The 18829-nt window shown below is 70.1% G+C and carries 15 protein-coding genes and 1 pseudogene; 10 read left to right on the top strand and 6 right to left on the bottom strand.

Going from position 1 to position 18829, the window contains the following annotated elements:
- Nucleotides 1–6: 6 nt before the first annotated feature.
- From ACZ7L1_RS28925 to ACZ7L1_RS28905, 5 genes are all read left to right on the top strand, one after another.
- A complete protein-coding gene (locus ACZ7L1_RS28925; protein WP_471441088.1) occupies nt 7–777 on the top strand; it encodes a sulfite exporter TauE/SafE family protein in 771 nt (256 codons plus the stop codon).
- Nucleotides 778–930: 153 nt separating this feature from the next.
- On the top strand, nt 931–2268 hold the full coding sequence (locus ACZ7L1_RS28920; RefSeq protein WP_471441086.1) for a gluconate:H+ symporter: 1338 nt from the start codon (nt 931–933) through the stop codon (nt 2266–2268).
- Between the two features lie 53 nt (nt 2269–2321).
- Nucleotides 2322–3653, top strand: coding sequence for an enolase C-terminal domain-like protein (locus tag ACZ7L1_RS28915; protein WP_471441084.1), 1332 nt, complete (start codon nt 2322–2324; stop codon nt 3651–3653).
- An 88-nt stretch (nt 3654–3741) separates the two neighbouring features.
- Nucleotides 3742–4329, top strand: coding sequence for a TetR/AcrR family transcriptional regulator (locus tag ACZ7L1_RS28910; RefSeq protein ID WP_471441082.1), 588 nt, complete (start codon nt 3742–3744; stop codon nt 4327–4329).
- A gap of 16 nt (nt 4330–4345) precedes the next feature.
- Nucleotides 4346–5518, top strand: coding sequence for a GDSL-type esterase/lipase family protein (locus ACZ7L1_RS28905; RefSeq protein ID WP_471441080.1), 1173 nt, complete (start codon nt 4346–4348; stop codon nt 5516–5518).
- A 14-nt stretch (nt 5519–5532) separates the two neighbouring features.
- On the opposite strand, the pseudogene ACZ7L1_RS28900 reads toward ACZ7L1_RS28905, so the two are convergent.
- Both ACZ7L1_RS28900 and ACZ7L1_RS28895 read right to left on the bottom strand, forming a co-directional pair.
- Nucleotides 5533–5829: pseudogene (locus ACZ7L1_RS28900) on the bottom strand (AbfB domain-containing protein); the annotation flags it as partial.
- A gap of 33 nt (nt 5830–5862) precedes the next feature.
- On the bottom strand, nt 5863–7041 hold the full coding sequence (locus tag ACZ7L1_RS28895; RefSeq protein WP_471441078.1) for a permease: 1179 nt from the start codon (nt 7039–7041) through the stop codon (nt 5863–5865).
- A 200-nt stretch (nt 7042–7241) separates the two neighbouring features.
- Between ACZ7L1_RS28895 and ACZ7L1_RS28890 the strand changes: the two genes are divergently transcribed.
- Complete coding sequence (locus ACZ7L1_RS28890) at nt 7242–7907, top strand: peptidoglycan-binding domain-containing protein (protein ID WP_471441076.1); 666 nt, start codon at nt 7242–7244, stop codon at nt 7905–7907.
- A 137-nt stretch (nt 7908–8044) separates the two neighbouring features.
- Here ACZ7L1_RS28890 and ACZ7L1_RS28885 read toward each other — a convergent pair whose 3' ends face one another.
- From ACZ7L1_RS28885 to ACZ7L1_RS28875, 3 genes are all read right to left on the bottom strand, one after another.
- Nucleotides 8045–9967 (bottom strand): phosphatase PAP2 family protein, encoded by a 1923-nt coding sequence (locus tag ACZ7L1_RS28885; protein ID WP_471441074.1) that lies wholly within the window; start codon nt 9965–9967, stop codon nt 8045–8047.
- A gap of 197 nt (nt 9968–10164) precedes the next feature.
- Nucleotides 10165–11274: a Gfo/Idh/MocA family protein gene (locus ACZ7L1_RS28880; RefSeq protein ID WP_471441072.1), complete on the bottom strand. Its 1110-nt coding sequence runs from the start codon at nt 11272–11274 to the stop codon at nt 10165–10167.
- A 247-nt stretch (nt 11275–11521) separates the two neighbouring features.
- Entirely contained in the window at nt 11522–12700 is a 1179-nt protein-coding gene (locus tag ACZ7L1_RS28875) for an ROK family protein (RefSeq protein ID WP_471441070.1), read from the bottom strand.
- 241 nt (nt 12701–12941) lie between these two features.
- On the opposite strand from ACZ7L1_RS28875, the gene ACZ7L1_RS28870 reads away from it, so the two are divergent.
- The 4 genes from ACZ7L1_RS28870 (at nt 12942) to ACZ7L1_RS28855 (ending at nt 17957) form a co-directional block, all read left to right on the top strand.
- A complete protein-coding gene (locus ACZ7L1_RS28870) occupies nt 12942–14270 on the top strand; it encodes an extracellular solute-binding protein (protein WP_471441068.1) in 1329 nt (442 codons plus the stop codon).
- A 119-nt stretch (nt 14271–14389) separates the two neighbouring features.
- Complete coding sequence (locus tag ACZ7L1_RS28865; protein WP_471441066.1) at nt 14390–15301, top strand: carbohydrate ABC transporter permease; 912 nt, start codon at nt 14390–14392, stop codon at nt 15299–15301.
- Nucleotides 15298–16194: a carbohydrate ABC transporter permease gene (locus ACZ7L1_RS28860; RefSeq protein WP_471441064.1), complete on the top strand. Its 897-nt coding sequence runs from the start codon at nt 15298–15300 to the stop codon at nt 16192–16194. The genes ACZ7L1_RS28865 and ACZ7L1_RS28860 overlap by 4 nt, the downstream gene beginning before the upstream one ends.
- Nucleotides 16195–16202: 8 nt before the next feature.
- Nucleotides 16203–17957 carry a hypothetical protein gene (locus tag ACZ7L1_RS28855; RefSeq protein WP_471441129.1) on the top strand — a complete coding sequence of 585 codons (1755 nt, stop codon included), beginning with the start codon at nt 16203–16205 and terminating at the stop codon, nt 17955–17957.
- A gap of 22 nt (nt 17958–17979) precedes the next feature.
- Here ACZ7L1_RS28855 and ACZ7L1_RS28850 read toward each other — a convergent pair whose 3' ends face one another.
- Nucleotides 17980–18684: a nucleoside/nucleotide kinase family protein gene (locus tag ACZ7L1_RS28850; protein WP_471441062.1), complete on the bottom strand. Its 705-nt coding sequence runs from the start codon at nt 18682–18684 to the stop codon at nt 17980–17982.
- Between the last annotated feature and the right edge of the window lie 145 nt (nt 18685–18829).

The raw sequence follows: 18829 nt of genomic DNA, 5'->3' as shown, positions 1-18829 counted from the left end.
GGCCGTGTGGACGTCGGCGCCGTTGTGCTGCTCACGGGGGCGGGGGTCGCCTCCGGGCTCGCCGGTTCGATCGCCGGGCTGGCCTCTCTGTTCAGCTATCCCGCGCTGCTGGCCGCCGGGCTCCCGCCGGTGGCCGCCAATGTGACCAACACCGTGGCGCTGTTCTCCAACACGGTGGGCACCGCCGTCGGCTCCCGGGAGGAACTGCGCGGCCAGCGCCGACGTCTCGTGCGGCTCGCCCTGCTCGCGGCCGCGGGAGGCTCGGCCGGTGCGGCCCTGCTTCTGGGCACCCCGTCCTCGGCGTTCGAGCATGTCGTGCCGTGGCTGATCGCCCTGGGGTCCGTACTCATCCTGGCGCGCGAGCCGTTGCGCCGGCTGGTGGCGAAACACCCGTCGAAGGGCGACGGTGCCCGCACCGAGCTGCCGCTGGCCTGCGCGGTCCTGGTGGTGGGGCTCTACGGCGGCTACTTCGGCGCCGCGGCGGGTGTGCTGATGCTGGCCGTGCTGTCGCTGTCCGCGAGCGAGCCCCTGCCCGTGACCAATGCCGTGAAGAACATCGCCACGGGCGCCGCCAACGTCACCGCGGCCGTCGCCTACGCCTTCCTGGCCCCGGTCGACTGGACGGCCGCGACCGCGCTCGGCCTCGGCTGCCTCGTCGGCAGCCGGATGGGCCCGGTGATCGTACGGCGCCTGCCCGAGACTCCGCTGCGGATCGCCATCGCCGTGGCGGGCCTCGGCCTGGCCTTCTCCCTCTGGTGCCGGGCGAGCGGAAGGTGAGTCGGATTCCGTCGCCTCATCAGATTCCACCTCTGCCTACCCATTGACCTGCGGCGTCCACAACCCTAGCCTCCATCCTCATGTGTAGATGGCGTCCTTGTATGCGGACGCCGTTCAAGTAGGCGACCACGCGGTTCAAAGGGGAACTGACTCATGCCACTTGTTGTCGTAGCGATCAGCGTGCTGATCCTGCTCTTCTTGATGACGAAGCTCAGACTCAACGGCTTCGCCGCCCTGTTGCTGGTGGCCGTGGGTGTCGCCCTCGTCCGGGGCATCCCGCTGGAGAAGATCCCCGACGTCCTCTCGGACGGCATCGGAGGGCAGATCGGCGACACCATGCTCACCATCGGGCTCGGCGCCATGGTCGGCCGGGTGATGGGGGACTCCGGCGCCGCCCAGCGGATCGCCGCAAAGCTGCTCGACGTCTGTGGCCCCCGCTGGGTCCAGGTCGCCATGGTGCTGACCGCCATGCTGATCGGTGTCACCATGTTCTACGAGGTCGCGTTCGTCATCATCGTGCCCATCGCGTTCACGCTGGTACGGGTCACGAGGGCGAACCTGCTGTGGGTCGGCCTGCCGATGTCGATCGCCCTGTCCACCATGCACAGCTTCCTGCCGCCGCACCCCGGCCCCACCGCCGTCGCCGCGACCTTCCACGCCTCGGTCGGACTGACCCTGTTCTACGGCCTGTTCATCGCCGTCCCGGTCGGTGCCCTGATCGCCCTGGTGTGGCCGCGCCTTCCGTTCGTCCGGAGGATGAACCCGTCCATACCCACCGGCCTGGTCAGCGACCGTGTGTTCACCGAGGAGGAGATGCCCGGCATGGGCTGGTCGCTGTCGGTCGCCCTCCTGCCCGTGGTGCTGATCGCCGGCGCGGCGGTGACCGACCTGGCGACCTCCACCTCCGGCCCCGTTCTGCACTTCGTGGCCTTCATCGGCTCCGCGCCCATCGCCCTGCTGCTCACCCTGTGCGTCGCGATCTGGGCGTTCGGCCCGCGGATCGGCCGCAGCCTGGAGGAGGTCGGCGCCTCGTGCCGGTCGGCCGCCCAGGCGATGGCGATGATCCTGCTGGTGATCGGCGCTGGCGGGGCGTTCAAGCAGGTCCTCGTCGACGGCGGGATCTCCGACTACATCAAGAACGCCACCGACGGCTGGTCCCTGTCGCCGATCATCCTCGCCTGGCTCATCGCGGCCATCCTCCGCGTGGCCCTCGGCTCGGCGACCGTCGCCGTCGTCACCGCGTCGGGCGTGGCCCTCCCGCTGCTGGCGGGCAGCGGCGTGCACCCGGAGATCATGGTCCTCGCCGTCTCCTGCGGCTCGATCGCGTTCTCCCATGTGAACGACCCGGGCTTCTGGATGTTCAAGGAGTACTTCAACCTCTCCGTCCTCGACGCGATCAAGGCACGCACCACCTACACGACCGTCCTCGCGATCCTCGGCCTCGGCGGCGCCCTGGCCATGGAGTCGATCCTGGACGCCATCGGCGTGTGACCGGCGTCCCCGTCCCGCCCCACCACCTCCGCACCTCTCCGAGGAGTCCTGTCATGGGCCAGCCCACCGTCACCTCCTATTCCGTGTACCCGGTCGCCGGCCGGGACTCCATGGCGCTCAACCTCTCCGGCGCACACGGCCCCTGCTTCACCCGCAACGTGGTCGTCATCGAGGACTCCGAGGGGCGAACCGGGCTCGGTGAGGTGCCCGGCGGGGAGCGGATCACACGGACCCTGCGCGAGGCCGAGCCGCTCGTGGTCGGCGCCCGCGTCGGCGACTACAAGCGCGTCCTGCGCGCCATGGGCGACCGGTTCGCGGACCGGGACGCGGGCGGACGCGGCGAGCAGACCTTCGACCTGCGCACCACCGTGCACGCGGTCACCGCCGTCGAATCCGCGCTCCTCGACCTGCTCGGGCAGCATCTCGAGGTGCCCGTCGCCGCCCTGCTGGGCGACGGCAAACAGCGCGACTCCGTCCGCTTCCTCGGCTACCTCTTCTACGTCGGCGACCCCGACAAAACCGACCTGGACTACGTCCGCGAACCCGGCGCGAGGTCCGACTGGTACCGCATCCGCCACGAGGAGGCCCTCACCCCCGAGGCGATCGTCCGGCAGGCCGAGGCCACGCACGAGCTCTACGGCTTCCGCGACTTCAAGCTCAAGGGCGGTGTGCTGCCGGGACCCGAGGAGGTCGCGGCGGTGCGCGCCCTGAAGGAGCGTTTCCCGGACGCCCGTATCACGCTCGACCCGAACGGCTGCTGGTCGCTGCGCGAAGCCGTCGAACTGTGCCGGCCCCTCGTCGGCACCCTCGCCTACGCCGAGGACCCCTGCGGAGCCGAGGGCGGCTACTCCGGGCGGGAGATCCTCGCCGAGTTCCGCCGGGCCACCGGGCTGCCCACCGCCACCAACATGATCGCCACCGACTGGCGCCAGCTCACCCACGCGCTGGCGCTGCAGTCCGTCTCCATCCCGCTCGCCGACCCGCACTTCTGGACCATGCAGGGGTCGGTCCGTGTCGCCCAGTTGTGCCACGCCATGGGGCTGACCTGGGGTTGCCACTCCAACAACCACTTCGACATCTCCCTGGCGATGATGGCCCACTGCGGAGCCGCCGCCCCCGGCGAGTACAACGCGCTCGACACCCACTGGATCTGGCAGGAGGGACTGGAGCGCCTGACCGTCGAGCCGCCGCGGATCACCGGCGGGGAGATCGCCGTACCGGACACCCCCGGCCTCGGCATCCGGCTCGACCGCGACCGGCTCCTCGCCGCCCACGAGCTGTACCTGAGCAAGGCCCCGGCGGACCGCGACGACGCCGCCGGCATGCGGTACCTGGTCGAGGACTGGACGTTCGACGCCAAGCGGCCCTGCACGGTGCGCGACTGACGCGCCGAGCACCGCCCCTACGCGTATGGCGCTTGCCTAATAGTTTTAGGAAAGTGCATAATCGCTTCAGGTTCACGAAGGGAAGGCGATGGCGCGCGCAGGGCTGACCACCGAACGCCTGGTACGGGCGGGGGCGGAACTGGCCGACGAGGTCGGCTTCGACCAGGTCACCGTCTCCGCGCTCGCCAGGCGGTTCGATGTCAAGGTCGCGAGTCTGTACTCGCATCTGAAGAGCTCCCATGACCTCAAGACCCGGATCGCCCTGCTGGCCCTGGAGGAACTCGCCGACCGGGCCGCCGAGGCGCTGGCCGGGCGGGCCGGCAGGGACGCCCTGATGGCCTTCGCGAACGTCTACCGTGACTACGCCCGCGAGCACCCCGGCCGCTACGAGGCGGCGCGGTTCCGTCTCGACCCGGAGACGGCGGCCGTCAGCGCCGGGGGCAGGCACGCACAGATGACGCGCGCGATCCTGCGCGGCTACGACCTGACGGAACCGGACCAGACGCACGCGGTCCGGCTGCTGGGCAGTGCCTTCCACGGCTACGTCAGCCTGGAGGCGGCCGGCGGCTTCAGCCACAGCGCTCCCGACTCGCAGGAGTCCTGGACATGGAGCCTGGACCGCCTCGACGCCCTGCTGCGCAACTGGCCCGCGAACGCGGACACTCAGACGTCTTGATCAACAGGTTGAAGCGATGAACACCCACTGGATCACCACACCCGTCACCGCGGAGCTCCTGCGCGGCGCACTCGACCTGGAGCGCACCGCGCACGGCGTCCTGCCGCACCGGCTGCCGGCCCGGGCCCGCGCCCAGTGCGCCGACCCGCAACTCGCCCTGGCCGAGTCCCAGCCCTCCGGTGTCCGGCTGGCCTTCCGCACCCGGGCCACGGCCCTCGAACTGGACGCGCTGCCGACCAAACGGGTCTACGTGGGCGCCCCGCCCCGCCCGGACGGCGTCTACGACCTGCTCGTCGACGGTCACCTGGCGGGCCGGGCCGTCGTGCCGGGCGGTCACACCCTCACCATCGACATGGCCACCGGAGCCGTCGACCACCGGCCCGGACAGGTCGGCACCCTCCGCTTCACCGACCTGCCCGACCGGCTCAAGGATGTGGAGATCTGGCTGCCGCACAACGAGACCACCGAACTGGTCGCCCTGCGCACCGACGCGCCCGTGGAGCCCGTACCGGACCGGGGCCGCAAGGTGTGGCTGCACCACGGCAGTTCGATCAGTCACGGGTCCGACGCCGCGAGCCCCACCACCACCTGGCCCGCCCTCGCGGCCGCCTCCGCCGGCGTCGAACTGATCAACCTGGGTCTGGGCGGCAGTGCCCTGCTCGACCCGTTCACCGCCCGCGTCCTGCGCGACACCCCCGCCGACCTGATCAGCATCAAGATCGGGATCAATCTGGTCAACACCGATCTGATGCGTCTGCGCGCCTTCACCCCCGCCGTGCACGGCTTCCTCGACACCATCCGCGAAGGCCACCCCACCACACCGCTGCTGGTCGTCTCCCCCCTGCTGTGCCCCATCCACGAGGACACCCCCGGCCCCAGTGCCCCGGACTTCACCGCCCTCGCCACAGGGCGACTCCGCTTCCGGGCCGCCGGGGATCCGGCGGAGGTGGCGCAGGGCAAGCTGACCCTCGCCGTCATCCGCGACGAGCTGGCCCGGATCGTGCGGCAGCGGGCGGCCGACGACCCGCACCTGCACCATCTCGACGGCCGTGACCTCTACGGCGAGACCGACGCCGCCGAGCTGCCGCTGCCCGACGAACTCCACCCGGGCGCCGCCACGCACCGTCGCATCGGCGAACGATTCGCCGAGCTGGCCTTCACGGCCGACGGCCCCTTCCGGGTCCGGTAGCCGACGAACGTGGCGTCCTGTGCGAACGTCGGCGTACCGTCGTTCACGTCCAGCCGGAGCTGGTAGTCGTAGTGCCGCGGATAGCGGGTCGGCTGGCCGGCCGACTGGAAGGACACTCCCGAGCTGTCGGCGAGACCAGCACGAGCCTCCGCTGCGCGTCCGTGTACGGGGCGAAGGGTCAAGGGGTACTCGTCGATACGGCCGACGCAGTCGGAGTGGCGGACGAACGATGCTTGCCGATTCCTGTGGGGCAATGGCCCCTCAGGGCGGCGTCCCCGCGTGCCGTGGTCGGCATCCGTCCCCGGTCTCACGCCCGGCCGGGGGCACTCGGTGAACAGCGGCGCTCAGTGGGAGTGGTGACCCTCGTGTGCCGCGGCGTGCTGCTCGTGCCCGGGAGCCCCGCCCATCATCCGCAGCATGGCCGGGCCGCCCGTGCGCAGGAAACGGACGAGCAGGATCGCGGCCAGCAACAGGAAGGCGATGTTGAGCCACGTCGTGTGGTTCCAGCTGACGCCCTCCTCGGGCATCCGTGCGCGGGCCTGGTCCGGGACCAGGCCGAGGCCGCCGAAGAGGAACTCGACGACGTATCCGGCGACCACCATCGCCGCGTAGAAGGTGGCGAGGAGGAACGCGGCGGTGCGCGCGCCGTAGTACTTCCGGTAGATGTTCAGGATGGGCAGGATCAGCAGGTCGGCGTAGATGAAGGCGATCACGCCGCCGAAGCTGATGCCGCCCTTCCACAGCACCACCGCCAGCGGCACGTTCCCGATCGAGCACACGAACGTCGCGATCGCCACCAGCGGCCCGACCAGCGGCCCGACGACCCTGGCCGCCTCCGGATGGCCGGCCAGGAAGAACGTGCGCCAGAACTCCTCCGGCACCCATGCGGCGATCGCGCCCGCGATCAGCAGACCGGCCACCAGGTCGCGCAGGATCGCCGCCCACTCCATGACGAAGATGTGCGACACGGATGTGAAACCCGCCCGCGACAGCAGCCGGCGCAGGAAGCCACCCCGGCCGGCCACCGACATGTCCATCGCCGCGTGCCCCTCCATCGACCCGGCCAGCCCCCGCTCGGCCTGTGCGCGGGCCGAGCGCAGCAGCCGCTCGCGCAGCAGGACGCGGAACAGCACGGCGAGTACCACGATCATCACCGGCCCGCCCACGAACTCCGCGACGGTGAACTGCCATCCCATCAACAGGGCGAGGATCACCCCGAGTTCGATGACGAGGTTGGTCGAGGCGATCTCGAACGCCATCGCCGCCGTGAAGTTCGCGCCCTTGCGGAACAGCGAGCGGGCGAGCGCGACGGCGGCGTACGAGCACGAGGAGGAGGCCGCGCCGAGTCCGGATGCCAGGGCCAACGTGCGCGGCCGGTCGTCACCCAGCAGCCGCACGACGGTCGACCGGCGCACCACCGCCTGCACCACGGCGGACAGGGTGAAGCCGAGAATCAACGCCCAGGTGATCTCCCAGGTCATCGACCCGGTGATGGCCAGCGCGTGGACGATCGCGTCCCACATGAGGTGCCCTCCTCCCTGAAGGTCCGACACTGGACTGTACCCCCTGGGGGTATATCGCGCGAGAGCTGTGCTCGTCGCCGGGCGTCGGACGGAGGCACCGTCGGCGCGGTGACTGTCGGTTGCCGGTGAACCGGTCGGGATGCCCGCACGTATCTCTTCGCGGGGACGGCGGGAGACCGAGGGCACGGAAGGAGAGCAGTGTGTCGACACCGACCGGGCAGGGTCAGCCGCTGCGGCGCCGGGTGCTGGAACCCACCTACGTCGTGCGCCGCCGCCGCACCGAGGCCCTGGCCGAACTGGTCAGAGAGCTGCAAGAGGGGGAGGGGCACCCGCCCCAACCCGTCCACGAGCCGATCGTCGTCCACGTGGCGCCGGCGGCCGCCGAGGACGCGACGGAGGAACTGCCTCCCGTACCGTCCGCCCGGGGCCGGCGCGAGCGGCCCGTCGACGACGGACTCACCCTGCGCCGCGCGGCGATCACGGTCGGGGTGACCGCGGCCGCCCTCATCGGCTTCGGCGCCGCACTCCTCCTACCCGGCGCGCAGGGCGACGGCACCGAGCAACACGCGGCGGCCCCGCCGCACCGGTCACCCGCCACCAGCGCCCCCGCCCAGCGGATCGGCACCGACCCCGACGGGCCCGGAACCCTGCGCGAGGGCGACAGCGGCCCGCAGGTGACCGAACTGCAAAGACGCCTGCTGCGCATCCCCGACGTCTACGAGCACGGCTCCACCGACGGCCGCTACGACGCCACGCTCGCCGCCGCCGTGGCCCGCTTCCAGCTCTGGTACGGCATCCGCGGCGACGAGACCGGCGTCTACGGCAACGACACCCGCCGCGACCTCGAGTCCCGCACCACGCTCTAGCGAGGTGCGGCAGCGGGCACGGGTCCGCGTACGGCGGCCGCTCACCCTCGATCCGTACGCTCCCGTGCCCGCCCCAGCGGTACGGGCGTGTCGCGCATTCCCCTGGCGCGACACGCCCGTCACCGTTCGGCCAACGGCTACCGCTGCAGCAGCCGTACCGACAGCCCGTCCGCCGTGTACACCGGCACCGCCCGGTAGGCGTCCGACGCCACGGTGACGAGCCCGAACTGCCCGCGCAGCGCGTGCGTTTCAAGCACCGGCACGATGGTGCCCGCCGCCGGCGGCCGGTCCTCGTCCAGGTGCAGCGTCAGCACGCTGTCGCGGTCGAGCACCGCGCGCCGCTCGACCGTCAGCGCCGCCTTGTGCCCCGCCCGGAGCGTGACGTCCAGGGCCGCTGCGGCCGCCTGCGCGTAGGAGCCGCGCACCCGTACGGCGCCGGCCACCTCCAGCGTTCCGCCCGTCACCCGCACATCACCGTGACCCAGCGCGCTCCGCGAGGCGGCGACCAGGGTGCCGTCCTCGACCACGGTGCCGCCCGTGTAGCGGTTGTTCCCGGTCAGGGCCAGGGTCCCGGTGCCGCGCTTGGTCAGGCCGCCACAGCCGTCGATGTCGTTGCGCCAGCCGTCGTGCGCGGCGAAACCACCCTCGGCCGCGTTCATCGTCACGCGCACGTCCGAGTCGAAGGAGCCGTAACCGTCCGCCGCCGCGAACAGGTTGAGCCGTCCCCACTGCTCGAAGCCGTCCAGCAGCACATAGCCGGAGGGCAGCGCGGTCGTGCGCAGCACCTCACGGCGCTGTGCCGCGTCCAGGTACGGCAGTCGCGTCTCCAGCAGCACCTCGGCACCCTTGGGCACGGTCAGGTCGGTGTGGCGCCCGTGGCGGGTCAGCACATAGGTCAACCGGGGCCTGACGGCTCGGGCGTTGGCGTTCCGGTCGGCGTACGGGTCGGTGTCCGTGGCCGCCGAGTGCGCGTAGGCGTAGAGCGTGTCGGCCGTCGCGCCGGTCTTCTCCCGGAAGTAGGCGAGAGCTTGGGCGCGTGCCGCGGCCTTGAGACCGGCGTTGGCGGGGTCGGCGAGCGCGGCGGCGGCCAGGGCGGTGGCCATGATGCGCCCGCCGATCACGTCGACGGTGGAGTGCATGCCGGCCATGATCCGGGTGTGGCTCAGCTCCAGGGCGCGGGTCACCAGTTCCTGGAAGCGCTCCGGGACCGCGTACGCGTAGGCCAGCCCGGCCAGGTGGAAGGCGTTGGTGTGGCCGCTGGGGAACCCGCCGTCGTCGGTCGGGGAGGTGCTGCGCTGGCGCAGCAGCTGCGGGGCGACGACGACGTCGGACTCGTAGACCGGGTAGCCGAGCGCATCGGTCCTGCCCGTGTCGATGACCTCGCTGTCCTCGTTCATGCGCCACGGACGCGGGTACCGGTAGGCGTACTTGGCCGGGTTGCCGGAGGCGTACGGGCCACGCACGGTGTCGACCAGTTCGGCCACCTTGCCGAGCGCGGAGTCGTGGGAGCCGGCGCCGAGCGCGGAGCCCGCAGGGGCGTCGGCGGGCACCGCGTCGTCGATCTTGGTCGGCGGCGTGCCGTCCGGCGCGCTCGTGATCGACGTGACCGCCTTGGCGCCCGCCTTGTAGAGGTCGGCCAGCGGGCCCAGGCCGGCGATCATCGCGTAGCTCTGGTGCTGCCGGTCGTAGAGGAAGGCCTCCTTGGCCTGCGCGTCGGTGCGGGTGGAGGTGATGCGGGCGCAGTAGCGCATGTTGGCCCGCAGCACTTCGGGCATCAGCGGCGTGCCGGTGTTCCAGGCACCGCCCGTCTTCCACGTCTCGGCCATGCCGCCCAGGATCCGGACGACCGCGTTGGTCTCGGGGGTGAGGTTCGTCGGGACGTTCGTTCTGTAGTCGTCGACGAACGCGGCGGGGCCGGTCGCGGCCTTCGCGTCCGCGGCGGTCAGCCACGTGGCGAAGGTGGGCGCGGCCAGCAGCCCCGCCGAGGCACCCAGCGAGGTCTTGAGGAAGCCTCGGCGGTTGACGGTCGAGGTGCTGCGGTGCCCGGGGAGTGACGGCATGCGTTGGGCCTCTCTTCAGTTCTCCGGCCGTGCGGCCGTGGTGGGAGGTGGCGTGCGATCGCGTGCGACTCGTGGACGGCTCGTGGAGGCATCCAGGTCAACTGATGCGTACGAGCGAAGATCTACGGCCGGGTGGTGTCCCGTCGGTGGGAGTTCGGCGACCGGGACGTGTCCTGCACGTGAAGGGGGTCGGTCGGTCAGGCCGAGCCGCCACGGTGACCGGCCATGCTGTGGTAGAAGGGCGTACCGGGAGAGAGGTCCGAAGGTTTCACCGGGCGGTCGGTCGCGGCGGATGCGTAGATGGCGGCCACCAGCGAGAGAGTTCTCCGGGACTCGGCGAGCGGCACGGGCGGCGGGGTGCCGTCGCGCAGGCTGGACAGCACCCGCGCGAACTGGGCCCAGTGCCCGCTACGGGAGTTCTGCGCGGCCGGGTCCTGCCCGCCGCCGGTCATGCCGGCCTTCCATGCGGCGAGCACCTCGTCATGCCCGGGTACCGGTGTCACACGCCAGTCCTCGTCCCGGTATCCGTACAGGTGCGACACCTCGACGGTGGCGTACTCGAAGTCGTAACGCAGGTACGACTCCTGTCGCGGGGAGAGGGCGCTGTTCACCACGGAGGCCACCGCGCCGCCGGCGAACGTCGCATGTGCCAGCGAGACGTCCTCGGTTTCCGTACGGCGAGCCTGCGTCCTGGTGACGGCACGCACCTCCGTCCAGTCGCCGAGCAGGTCCAGCATCATGTCCATCTGGTGGATGCCGAGCCCCATCGTCGGCCCGCCGCCCTCGGTGTCCCACCGACCGCGCCAGGGCACGTCGAAGTACGCCTGGTCACGAAACCAGGTGGTGTGGCAGACCGCCAGCAGCGGGCGGCCCAGCACTCCCGAGCCGGCCAGGGCCTTGAGCTTGGCCTGGCCCTGACCGAACCGGTGCTGGAACACCGTTGCGAACCACGGCGGGCCGCTCACGGCGGCGGCGATCTCGTCGAACTCCCGCAACGACAGCGCGGGTGGCTTCTCCACCAGCACGCTGGCCCCGGACCGCAGGCAGGCCAGGGCCTGGTCGCGGTGGAGGCCGGGTGGAGTGCACAGGTACACCAGGTCGGGCCGGGACCGGGCCAGCAACTCGTCGAGGTCGTCGTAGCCGGCCGATGTCCCGTGCTCGGTCAGGAAGGCGTTCAGCCGAGTCCGGTCGGTGTCCGCCGCTGCCACGATCTTCGCGGCGACGGGGCCCGGAGCCGTGAGCGTGGCCGCGTGGTCCATGGCGACGTCGCCGGTGCCGACGACCGCTATTCGTATCACTTCGTCCATGGCTCACGCTCCATCCTGGTTCGGCTGGTGGTGGGAAGGCAGGCATGTCGCGCTGCCGGCGGCGCCCCTGCCCGGTGGCGTCCAGGGCCTGTTGCGAGAGTCCCGCCTGCCCGGCGACGCCCGGCACGCTCCCCAAAGCTCTTCGAGCAGGGGGACCCCCGGAGCACGCACCGGACGCCGCCGGGGCCGCCCTTCGGGCGGACGACGGGACTTTCGCAACAGGCCCTAGGCGCTTCACGCCGGCGCATCATGCGAGGTAGGTCGCGGAACGGGCGTGTTCGATCGTCAGTGCGCTCACGCCGGTGATCGCCGCGTCGAAGCCGAGCTCGCTCACCGCGATCCGCGGTACCCAGGGGATCCGGCCGACGAGGCGCCTTGTCAGTTGCTCGGCGGACTCCTCGCTGTACTGTGCGAACGCGCCGGCGAGAACGATGACCTGGGGCGAGAGCACGACCGAGAGAGCGACGAGGGCGAGGGCGATCGAGTCGAAGAACTCGTCGCGGGCCCGTGCGGCCTCGCTGTCGCCCGCCCGGCAGCAGGCCATCATCGCGCGGAACGCGGGACCGATGCGCTTGCCGTGCAGGCCCTCCCGCGCGGCGAACGGAAGCACCTGTGCCGCCAGACTCGACTCGACATCGCCCTGATCCGGGAAGTAACGGGTGAACGACGCGGTGGAGTTCAGCAGGAATCCGATCTCCCCCGCGGCCGACCGGTGCCCCCGGTAGAGGTGTCCCTCGTTGATGATCCCCGCGCTGAGTCTGGCGCCGAGCACGAGGGCGACGGCACTGTGTGCGCCCGCGAGGGCACCGCTCGTCCACTCGCCGTAGGCCGTCGCGTTGGCGTCGTTCTCGACATGGATCGGCAGACCGCACCGAGCCGAGACGATGTCGGCGAGCGGCACTTCCCGCCAGTCGAGTTCCACCGCCTTCGACACCACCCCTGAGTGCACGATGCCGGGAACCGTGATGCCGATGGCGACGATCGGCGCTGTCACCCCCGTCTGCGGGGAGGTCAGCCGGTCGACAAGGTGGAGCAACCCGTTCAAACGGACCGAACCTGCGTCTCCACCGTCGAGATCGAAGGTCTGGCTCTCCTCGTACAGCGTGGTTCCGCCCAGGTTCACCACGCGTCCTCGTGCCGTGTACTCGGTGACATCGACAGCGACGATGGCGCGGGCCGACGACGCGAAACGCAGCAGCGTCGAGGGTCGGCCGACCGAGGGGCGCACCTGGCCCGCGAGCTCGACCGCACCTTCCTCTATGAGCGCCGAACACAGCCGTTCGATGGTGGCCGAGCCGAGTCCGGTGCGCTCCTGGATGTCACGCCGAGACAGTGGTCCGTGCTCGCGCAGGACGTCTAGGATCGCGGTCCGGTTGATCTCGGTGACGTGCCGTGTTGTCGCGGTGCGCGGCGCCCGTCGGTTCACAACCCTCCCCAATAGCCATCGGACTGAGGATAAGTCTCGTCCGCTCGCTTCCCTGGCTGACCTGGAGAGTACCAGCCCTCTGCTGCGTGCCAAGGGCCTCAGGCGCGCCAACAAGGGCCTCAGGTGCGGAAAAGAGATGTCGAGAACCCTTGTAGGTATTCAATCACAGTGATAGGAAACGGGGACCTGCTACTAGCGGCCGGCGCCGTGCTCCGTCCGCTACGACGGAAAGGGATCCAAGATGACCAGTGTGGGTGTGCGGCGCTCCCGCAGACTCGGCCGCGGCGGCATACGCCGAGTGATTCCCCTCGCTGCCGTGGCCACGGCGGGTGCCCTACTGCTCTCCGCCTGCGGGTCCGGGTCCGGCTCGGGCGGGAACTCCAAGTCGCTGACGTTCTGGATCTCCACGGTCCCGGGGCAGGACGCGGGCTGGAAGAAGCTGGTGGCGCAGTACAAGAAGGAAGCCGGCGTCGACGTCAAGCTCGTCAACATCCCCTACGACGGCTACACGACGAAGCTGCACAACGCCGCGCAGGCGAACTCCCTGCCCGACGTGGCGGCCGTGCCGGCGCTGGACCCGATCTGGTCGAGCAAGCTGATCGACCTCAAGTCCATTGCCGACAACAAGGGCTACAACATCAACGCCAACTTCCTCGCCAAGGACTCGTCCGGGAAGGTGCTGTCCATCCCTTCGGACGTCACCGCGTCCGGCCTGTTCATCAACAAGACGCTGTTCAAGAAGGCCGGCGTCTCCTTCCCGACCTCGCCCCGGAAGACCTGGACCTGGACCGACTTCATCGCCGCGGCGAACAAGGTCCGCGAGAAGACCGGCGCCAAGTACTCCCTGACCTTCGACCAGTCGCCGTCCCGGCTCCGCGCCATGGTGTACGAGATGGGCGGGAAGTACGTCCACGCGGACTCCTCAGGCAAGTTCTCGGTGGACGACGCGACCAGGAAGGCCGTGAAGTACTTCGTCGGACTGAACGACGACAAGACCATGCCGAAGTCGGTGTGGACCAGCGGCGCCGACCCGTCCGCCATGTTCCAGAGCGGTGACGTGGTCGCCTACTGGTCCGGCGTGTGGCAGGTCGCCGCCTTCTCCGAGAGCATCAAGAAGTTCGACTGGGCCAGCGTCCCGACTCCCGCCCAGCCGGTGCAGGCCAGCGACGTCAACAGCGGCGGCATGATGGTCGGCTTCAACAACAACGGTGCCGCGGCCACCGCCGCACAGAAGTTCCTGTCTTGGATCTACGAGCCGGACCACTACCGCGAGCTGTGCGAGGCCTCCGGATTCCTGCCGGTCGAGAACGGTCTGAACCCGGAGTACCCCTTCACCTCCGAGGCGGCGCAGGCGGCGTTCAAGCTGTACAACGAGGAGATCCCGCTCTACGCCCCGATCTCCGGCTACTTCAACAACGCGCAGACGCAGTGGGTGCTGAAGGGCAAGAGCCTCACCGAGGACCCGACCAAGACGGAGCTCGGGAAGGCGATCAACGGCCAGCAGCCGTCCGACAAGGCCCTGGACAACATCGTGGCCGGCTACAACCAGCAGGTTGGCGGCGGATCGTAGGCCGCGGGGCCCGGGCGGCAGGGGGTGAGACACCGCCGCCCGGCCCTGGACGCCCCCGTGATGCCGCGCTCATGGCGTGAGCCCACCGCAATCCCTTCCACCAGCACGGAGTCAGGAAGATGACAAAACGCGCCTCGGACGTGTCCGCGAGCCCGCCCAGGAGACGCAGTAGCTACACCGTCGCGCCGCTCGTCCTCGTCGCGGCCAATGTCGTGCTCTTCGCGCTGTTCTTCGTCTGGCCCGCGGTGATCGGGCTCGTCTACTCCTTCACGAACTACACGGGTGTGGGGGCGTTCCAGTTCGTCGGAATGGACAACTACCACAACCTGTTCGGGGACTCCACGTTCTACGACGCGTTGACCCGGACGCTGCTGTACACCGTCCTCTTCGTCCCGCTGAACTTCGCGCTCTCGCTGCTCGCCGCCAACCTGGTGGTGAGCAAGCACGCCAAGGGCGCGTCGGTCGCCCGCGTCATCTTCTTCATTCCGTGGCTGCTGTCGCCCATCGTCGTGGGCGTCCTGTGGCGGTGGCTGTTCGGTGAGAACTTCGGACTGGTCAACTACGTCATCGAGAAGCTCGGCGGAGGTGCCGTTCCGTGGCAGTCGAACGCGGACCTGTCGCTGCTGGTGGTGGTGATGGCGGCATCCTGGATGTGGACGGGTTTCACGATGCTGCTGTTCATCGCAGCGATCAAGAACGTACCGGTGTCGTACTACGAGGCGGCCTCGCTCGACGGCGCCGGTCCGTGGCGCCAGTTCATCAGCATCACGCTGCCGAGCATCGCGCCCACCTCGTTCATCGTCATCCTGCTCAACACGATCAACGCGATGAAGGAATACCCGGTGTTCGTCGCCCTCAACAACGGCGGACCCGGATCGTCGAACAACCTGCTTGTTCAGTACATTTATGAGACCGGCTTCAAACGGGGCCAGATCGGCTACGCGAGCGCCGCGTCATTCGTGCTCATGCTCATCCTGATGGCCGTCGCGATCATCCAGCTGATCGTCAACCGGCGGGTGGAGAACCGATGACAACCACAGACACGCCACGCCCGCTCGACGCCGAACAAGCCGTATCCAAGAAGCGCCCCCGCAACGCGGCCGGCGGTGGGCTCCGGCGGGCGGTGCCCGCGACGACACTGCTGTGGATCCTGGCGTGCCTGTACGGGCTGCCGGTGCTGTGGTTCATCCTCAGCTCCCTCAAGCCGGCCAGTGACCTGTTCTCCTATCCGCTGACGCTGGTCCCGCACCACCCCACCCTGTCGGGTTACCTGACGGCGTGGCGCAGTGCCAACTTCTCCCAGTACTTCGTCAACACGGCCATCGTGTGCGTGATCACGACGATCCTCACGGTGGGTGTCAGCTGCTGCACCGGGTACGCGCTGGCCAAGTACGACAACAAATGGCTCAAGGTCTTCTTCGTCTGCATCCTGGCCACCACGATGCTGCCGTCTGAGGTCATGCTCGCCCCGGAGTTCCTGGTGGTCCGCAACCTCGGCCTCTACAACTCGTTCGCCGGGATCATCCTCCCGGCCGTGCTCACCGCGACCGGATGCTTCATGTTCCGCCAGTTCTTCCTGACGGTGCCCGACGAACTCGTGGAAGCCGCCCGCATCGACGGCGCCCGTGAACTGGCGATCTTCGCACGGATCATGGTGCCGCTCTCCCGGCCCATCATGCTGACCCTCGCCATCCTGTCCTTCCAGTGGCGGTGGAACGACTACATCTGGCCGCTGCTGATGCTCAACGACCCCGACAAGTTCACCGTGCAGATCGGCATCCAGAGCATCGTCGGGGCACAGAACATCAACTGGTCGGTGCTGCTCGGCGCATCGGTCATCTCGATGATCCCGCTGATCGCCATCTTCCTGGTGTTCCAGCGTTATGTCATGAACGCCGACATCAACGCCGGACTGAAGGACTGACCGTGCAGATGACACTCGACCGCGAGTTCGTCCGCGCGGTGGCCGGGGCGGCCGACCGGCTGGCCGTCCCGCTGGCGGCCCACGCGGACGAAGAACCGGCCCGTGTGCCCCATCGCGGTCTGGCGCACAGGGTGAAGACACTGCTCGCGGCATACCGGTCGCAGGACTCGGCGCTGCACGGCAGCGAGGGGGCGGTCGCCGCCGCGATGACCCACCTCGCCGCTCTCCGGGCCGTGCAGACCCCCTCCGGCCTCTTCGCCGGCGGAGACAACGTGCAGTCACCGCCGGACTCCGCGTTCACCATCAACGACGTGTGCGACGCGCACATCCTTGCCACGGGCGCGGGGCCGGAACTGCGCGAGGTCGCCGCCGCACTCGCCGAGATCGCCTGCGCGGCTTCCGAGAGCCTCCGTACGGGCGGCGTGCACACCCCGAACCACCGATGGGAGCTGTGCGCGGCGTTGGCCCGACTGCACCGGTCGTTCCCGGACGGCCGGCTGCTCGACCGCATCGAGGCGTGGCTCGCCGAGGGCGTCGACATCGATGCGGAGGGCCTGTACTCGGAGCGGAGCGCCAACTACGCGGCCCACGTGTCCAACCCGTCACTGCTGCTGCTGGCCGACACCCTCGGCCGCACCGACCTGCAGGACGCTGTCGAGCGCAATCTCAGCACGACCCTGGACCTCATCAGACCGGACGGCACGGTGGAAACCGTCCACTCGCGGCGGCAGGACCAGAACCATACGTTCTCCTTGGCGCCCTACCTGCCGCACTACCGGCTGCTCGCGATCCGTACCGGCCGGGGCGACTTCAGCCGAGCGGCGCGGCTGGCAGCAGCCTGCGGCATCGACGACCCCAACCTGCTCGCCGAGACCATACTGACCCCGGACCTGAGCCGCGCGCTGCCGACGCCGACGCCGGAAACCCTTCCCCGCGAGCGGTACATCACCACCGCGCGTCTTGCCTCACGCGCCTCCGCGGCCGCGCACACCGTTGTGTACGGCGGCTCGGACGTCCCCGAGCACCGGCGCATTCGCTCGGGCCTCGCCAACGACCCGACGTTCCTGCGGCTGTTCGCGGGCGAGGCGATCCTCGACGCGGTCCGGCTCTCGCAGGGATTCTTCGACATGGGTCCGTTCCGCGCCATGGGCATGCAACGCCTCGCCGACGGTCGGTACCGGCTCTCCGAAATCCTGACGGCCGCCTACTACCAGCCGATTCCGCCGCCCGAGCGGCGATCCGACGGCGCCTACCGGATGACGGACGAGGGACGCTTCTCGGCCGCGATGGCTTTCCCGGACCGGCCGCGGGACGAGGTCGCGCTGACGACCGGCATCGAGGTGGACCTTCGGGACGACGGTGCCGACCTACGGATCGACATGAGCGGACCAAGGGTGCCGTGGGCACTCGAACTGACCTTCCGACCGGGAGGCGTACTGCGCGGTGCCGTACCGATCGGCGACGGACAGTGGTGTCTGGGGACCGGGCCGATGACCTACCGGGCGGGCGACGGTGAGATCCGCGTCGAGGTCGGCGTCCACGCAGGGGAGCCGCTCGCAGAGCCGGACCAGACCGATGTTCTGCGGTACGACCCAGGTCAGGACTACACCTTGCTGGGCGGAACCGATGCGACGACCGGGGAACGTGTCTACGTCGGTGGACACGGCCCGCACACACTGAGCGTCGCACTGCGTGCTCGCCGCCCCGCACCTGCCGCGCAACCTCCGAGCCGGTCCACGGGCGGGCCGGCGCCGCACGGCTGACCCACCCGGAGGGCCGGGGCACTCACGCTTGCGTCACGGGCGGGGCGACGGCTCCCGGCCCGGCCCCGGCCGGGGGCGGGCCGTACGGTGCCGGCAGGGCCGTCGCGGGCACGATCAGGTCGGCGCGGTCCCGGGTCGCCGCGATCAGGGCCGCGTTGTGCTGGTCGGTGCCCAACACCCAGGCCACCGCCGCGTCGTGCTCCTTGCCGAACTCCTCGTGGCGGGCCACCAGCCGCCGGATGCGCTCCTGCTCGTCGATCTCGCAGAACCACACCTCGTCCAGGTACGCCCGTACGCGTGCCCACGCCCCCGTACCCAGCAGCAGGTAGTTGCCCTCGGTCACGACCAGCCGCGCCGACGGCGGCACGGGGATCGCCCCCGCGATGGGCTGCTCCAGCACGCGCTCGAAGCCCGGCGCGTACACGATGTCGTCCTCCCGCTCCTCGTGCAGGCGTCGCAGCAACGCCGCGTACCCGGCCGCGTCGAACGTGTCGGGCGCGCCCTTGCGGTCGCGGCGGCCCAGCCGGTCGAGTTCCACGTCGGCCAGGTGGAAGCCGTCCATGGGGACGTGCGCCACCCACGGCGGCCCGTCCCCGTTCAGCTCACGGACCAGGTGCTCGGCGAGCGTCGACTTGCCGGCCCCCGGGCTGCCGGAGATGCCGAGGACAGCTCGGTGGCCGGGGCGGGTCAGGGCCGCGGCCCGCTTCAGGAGGTCGTCGAAGGTCATCGTCCCGTCATTGCACCAGAGGTCGCGCAGAATCGCGAGACCGGCGTACCGGTCACGGGGAGCCGACCGGCCGTCGGTCACCGGTGCACGTGAATCACTGCGGGGACGGCGCGCACACGGCGCGCCCGCTCAGGGCCGTGCCCCA

This window comes from Streptomyces sp. NPDC107546, from assembly GCF_055639175.1.
This window is presented reverse-complemented; position numbering and strand designations above follow the sequence as displayed.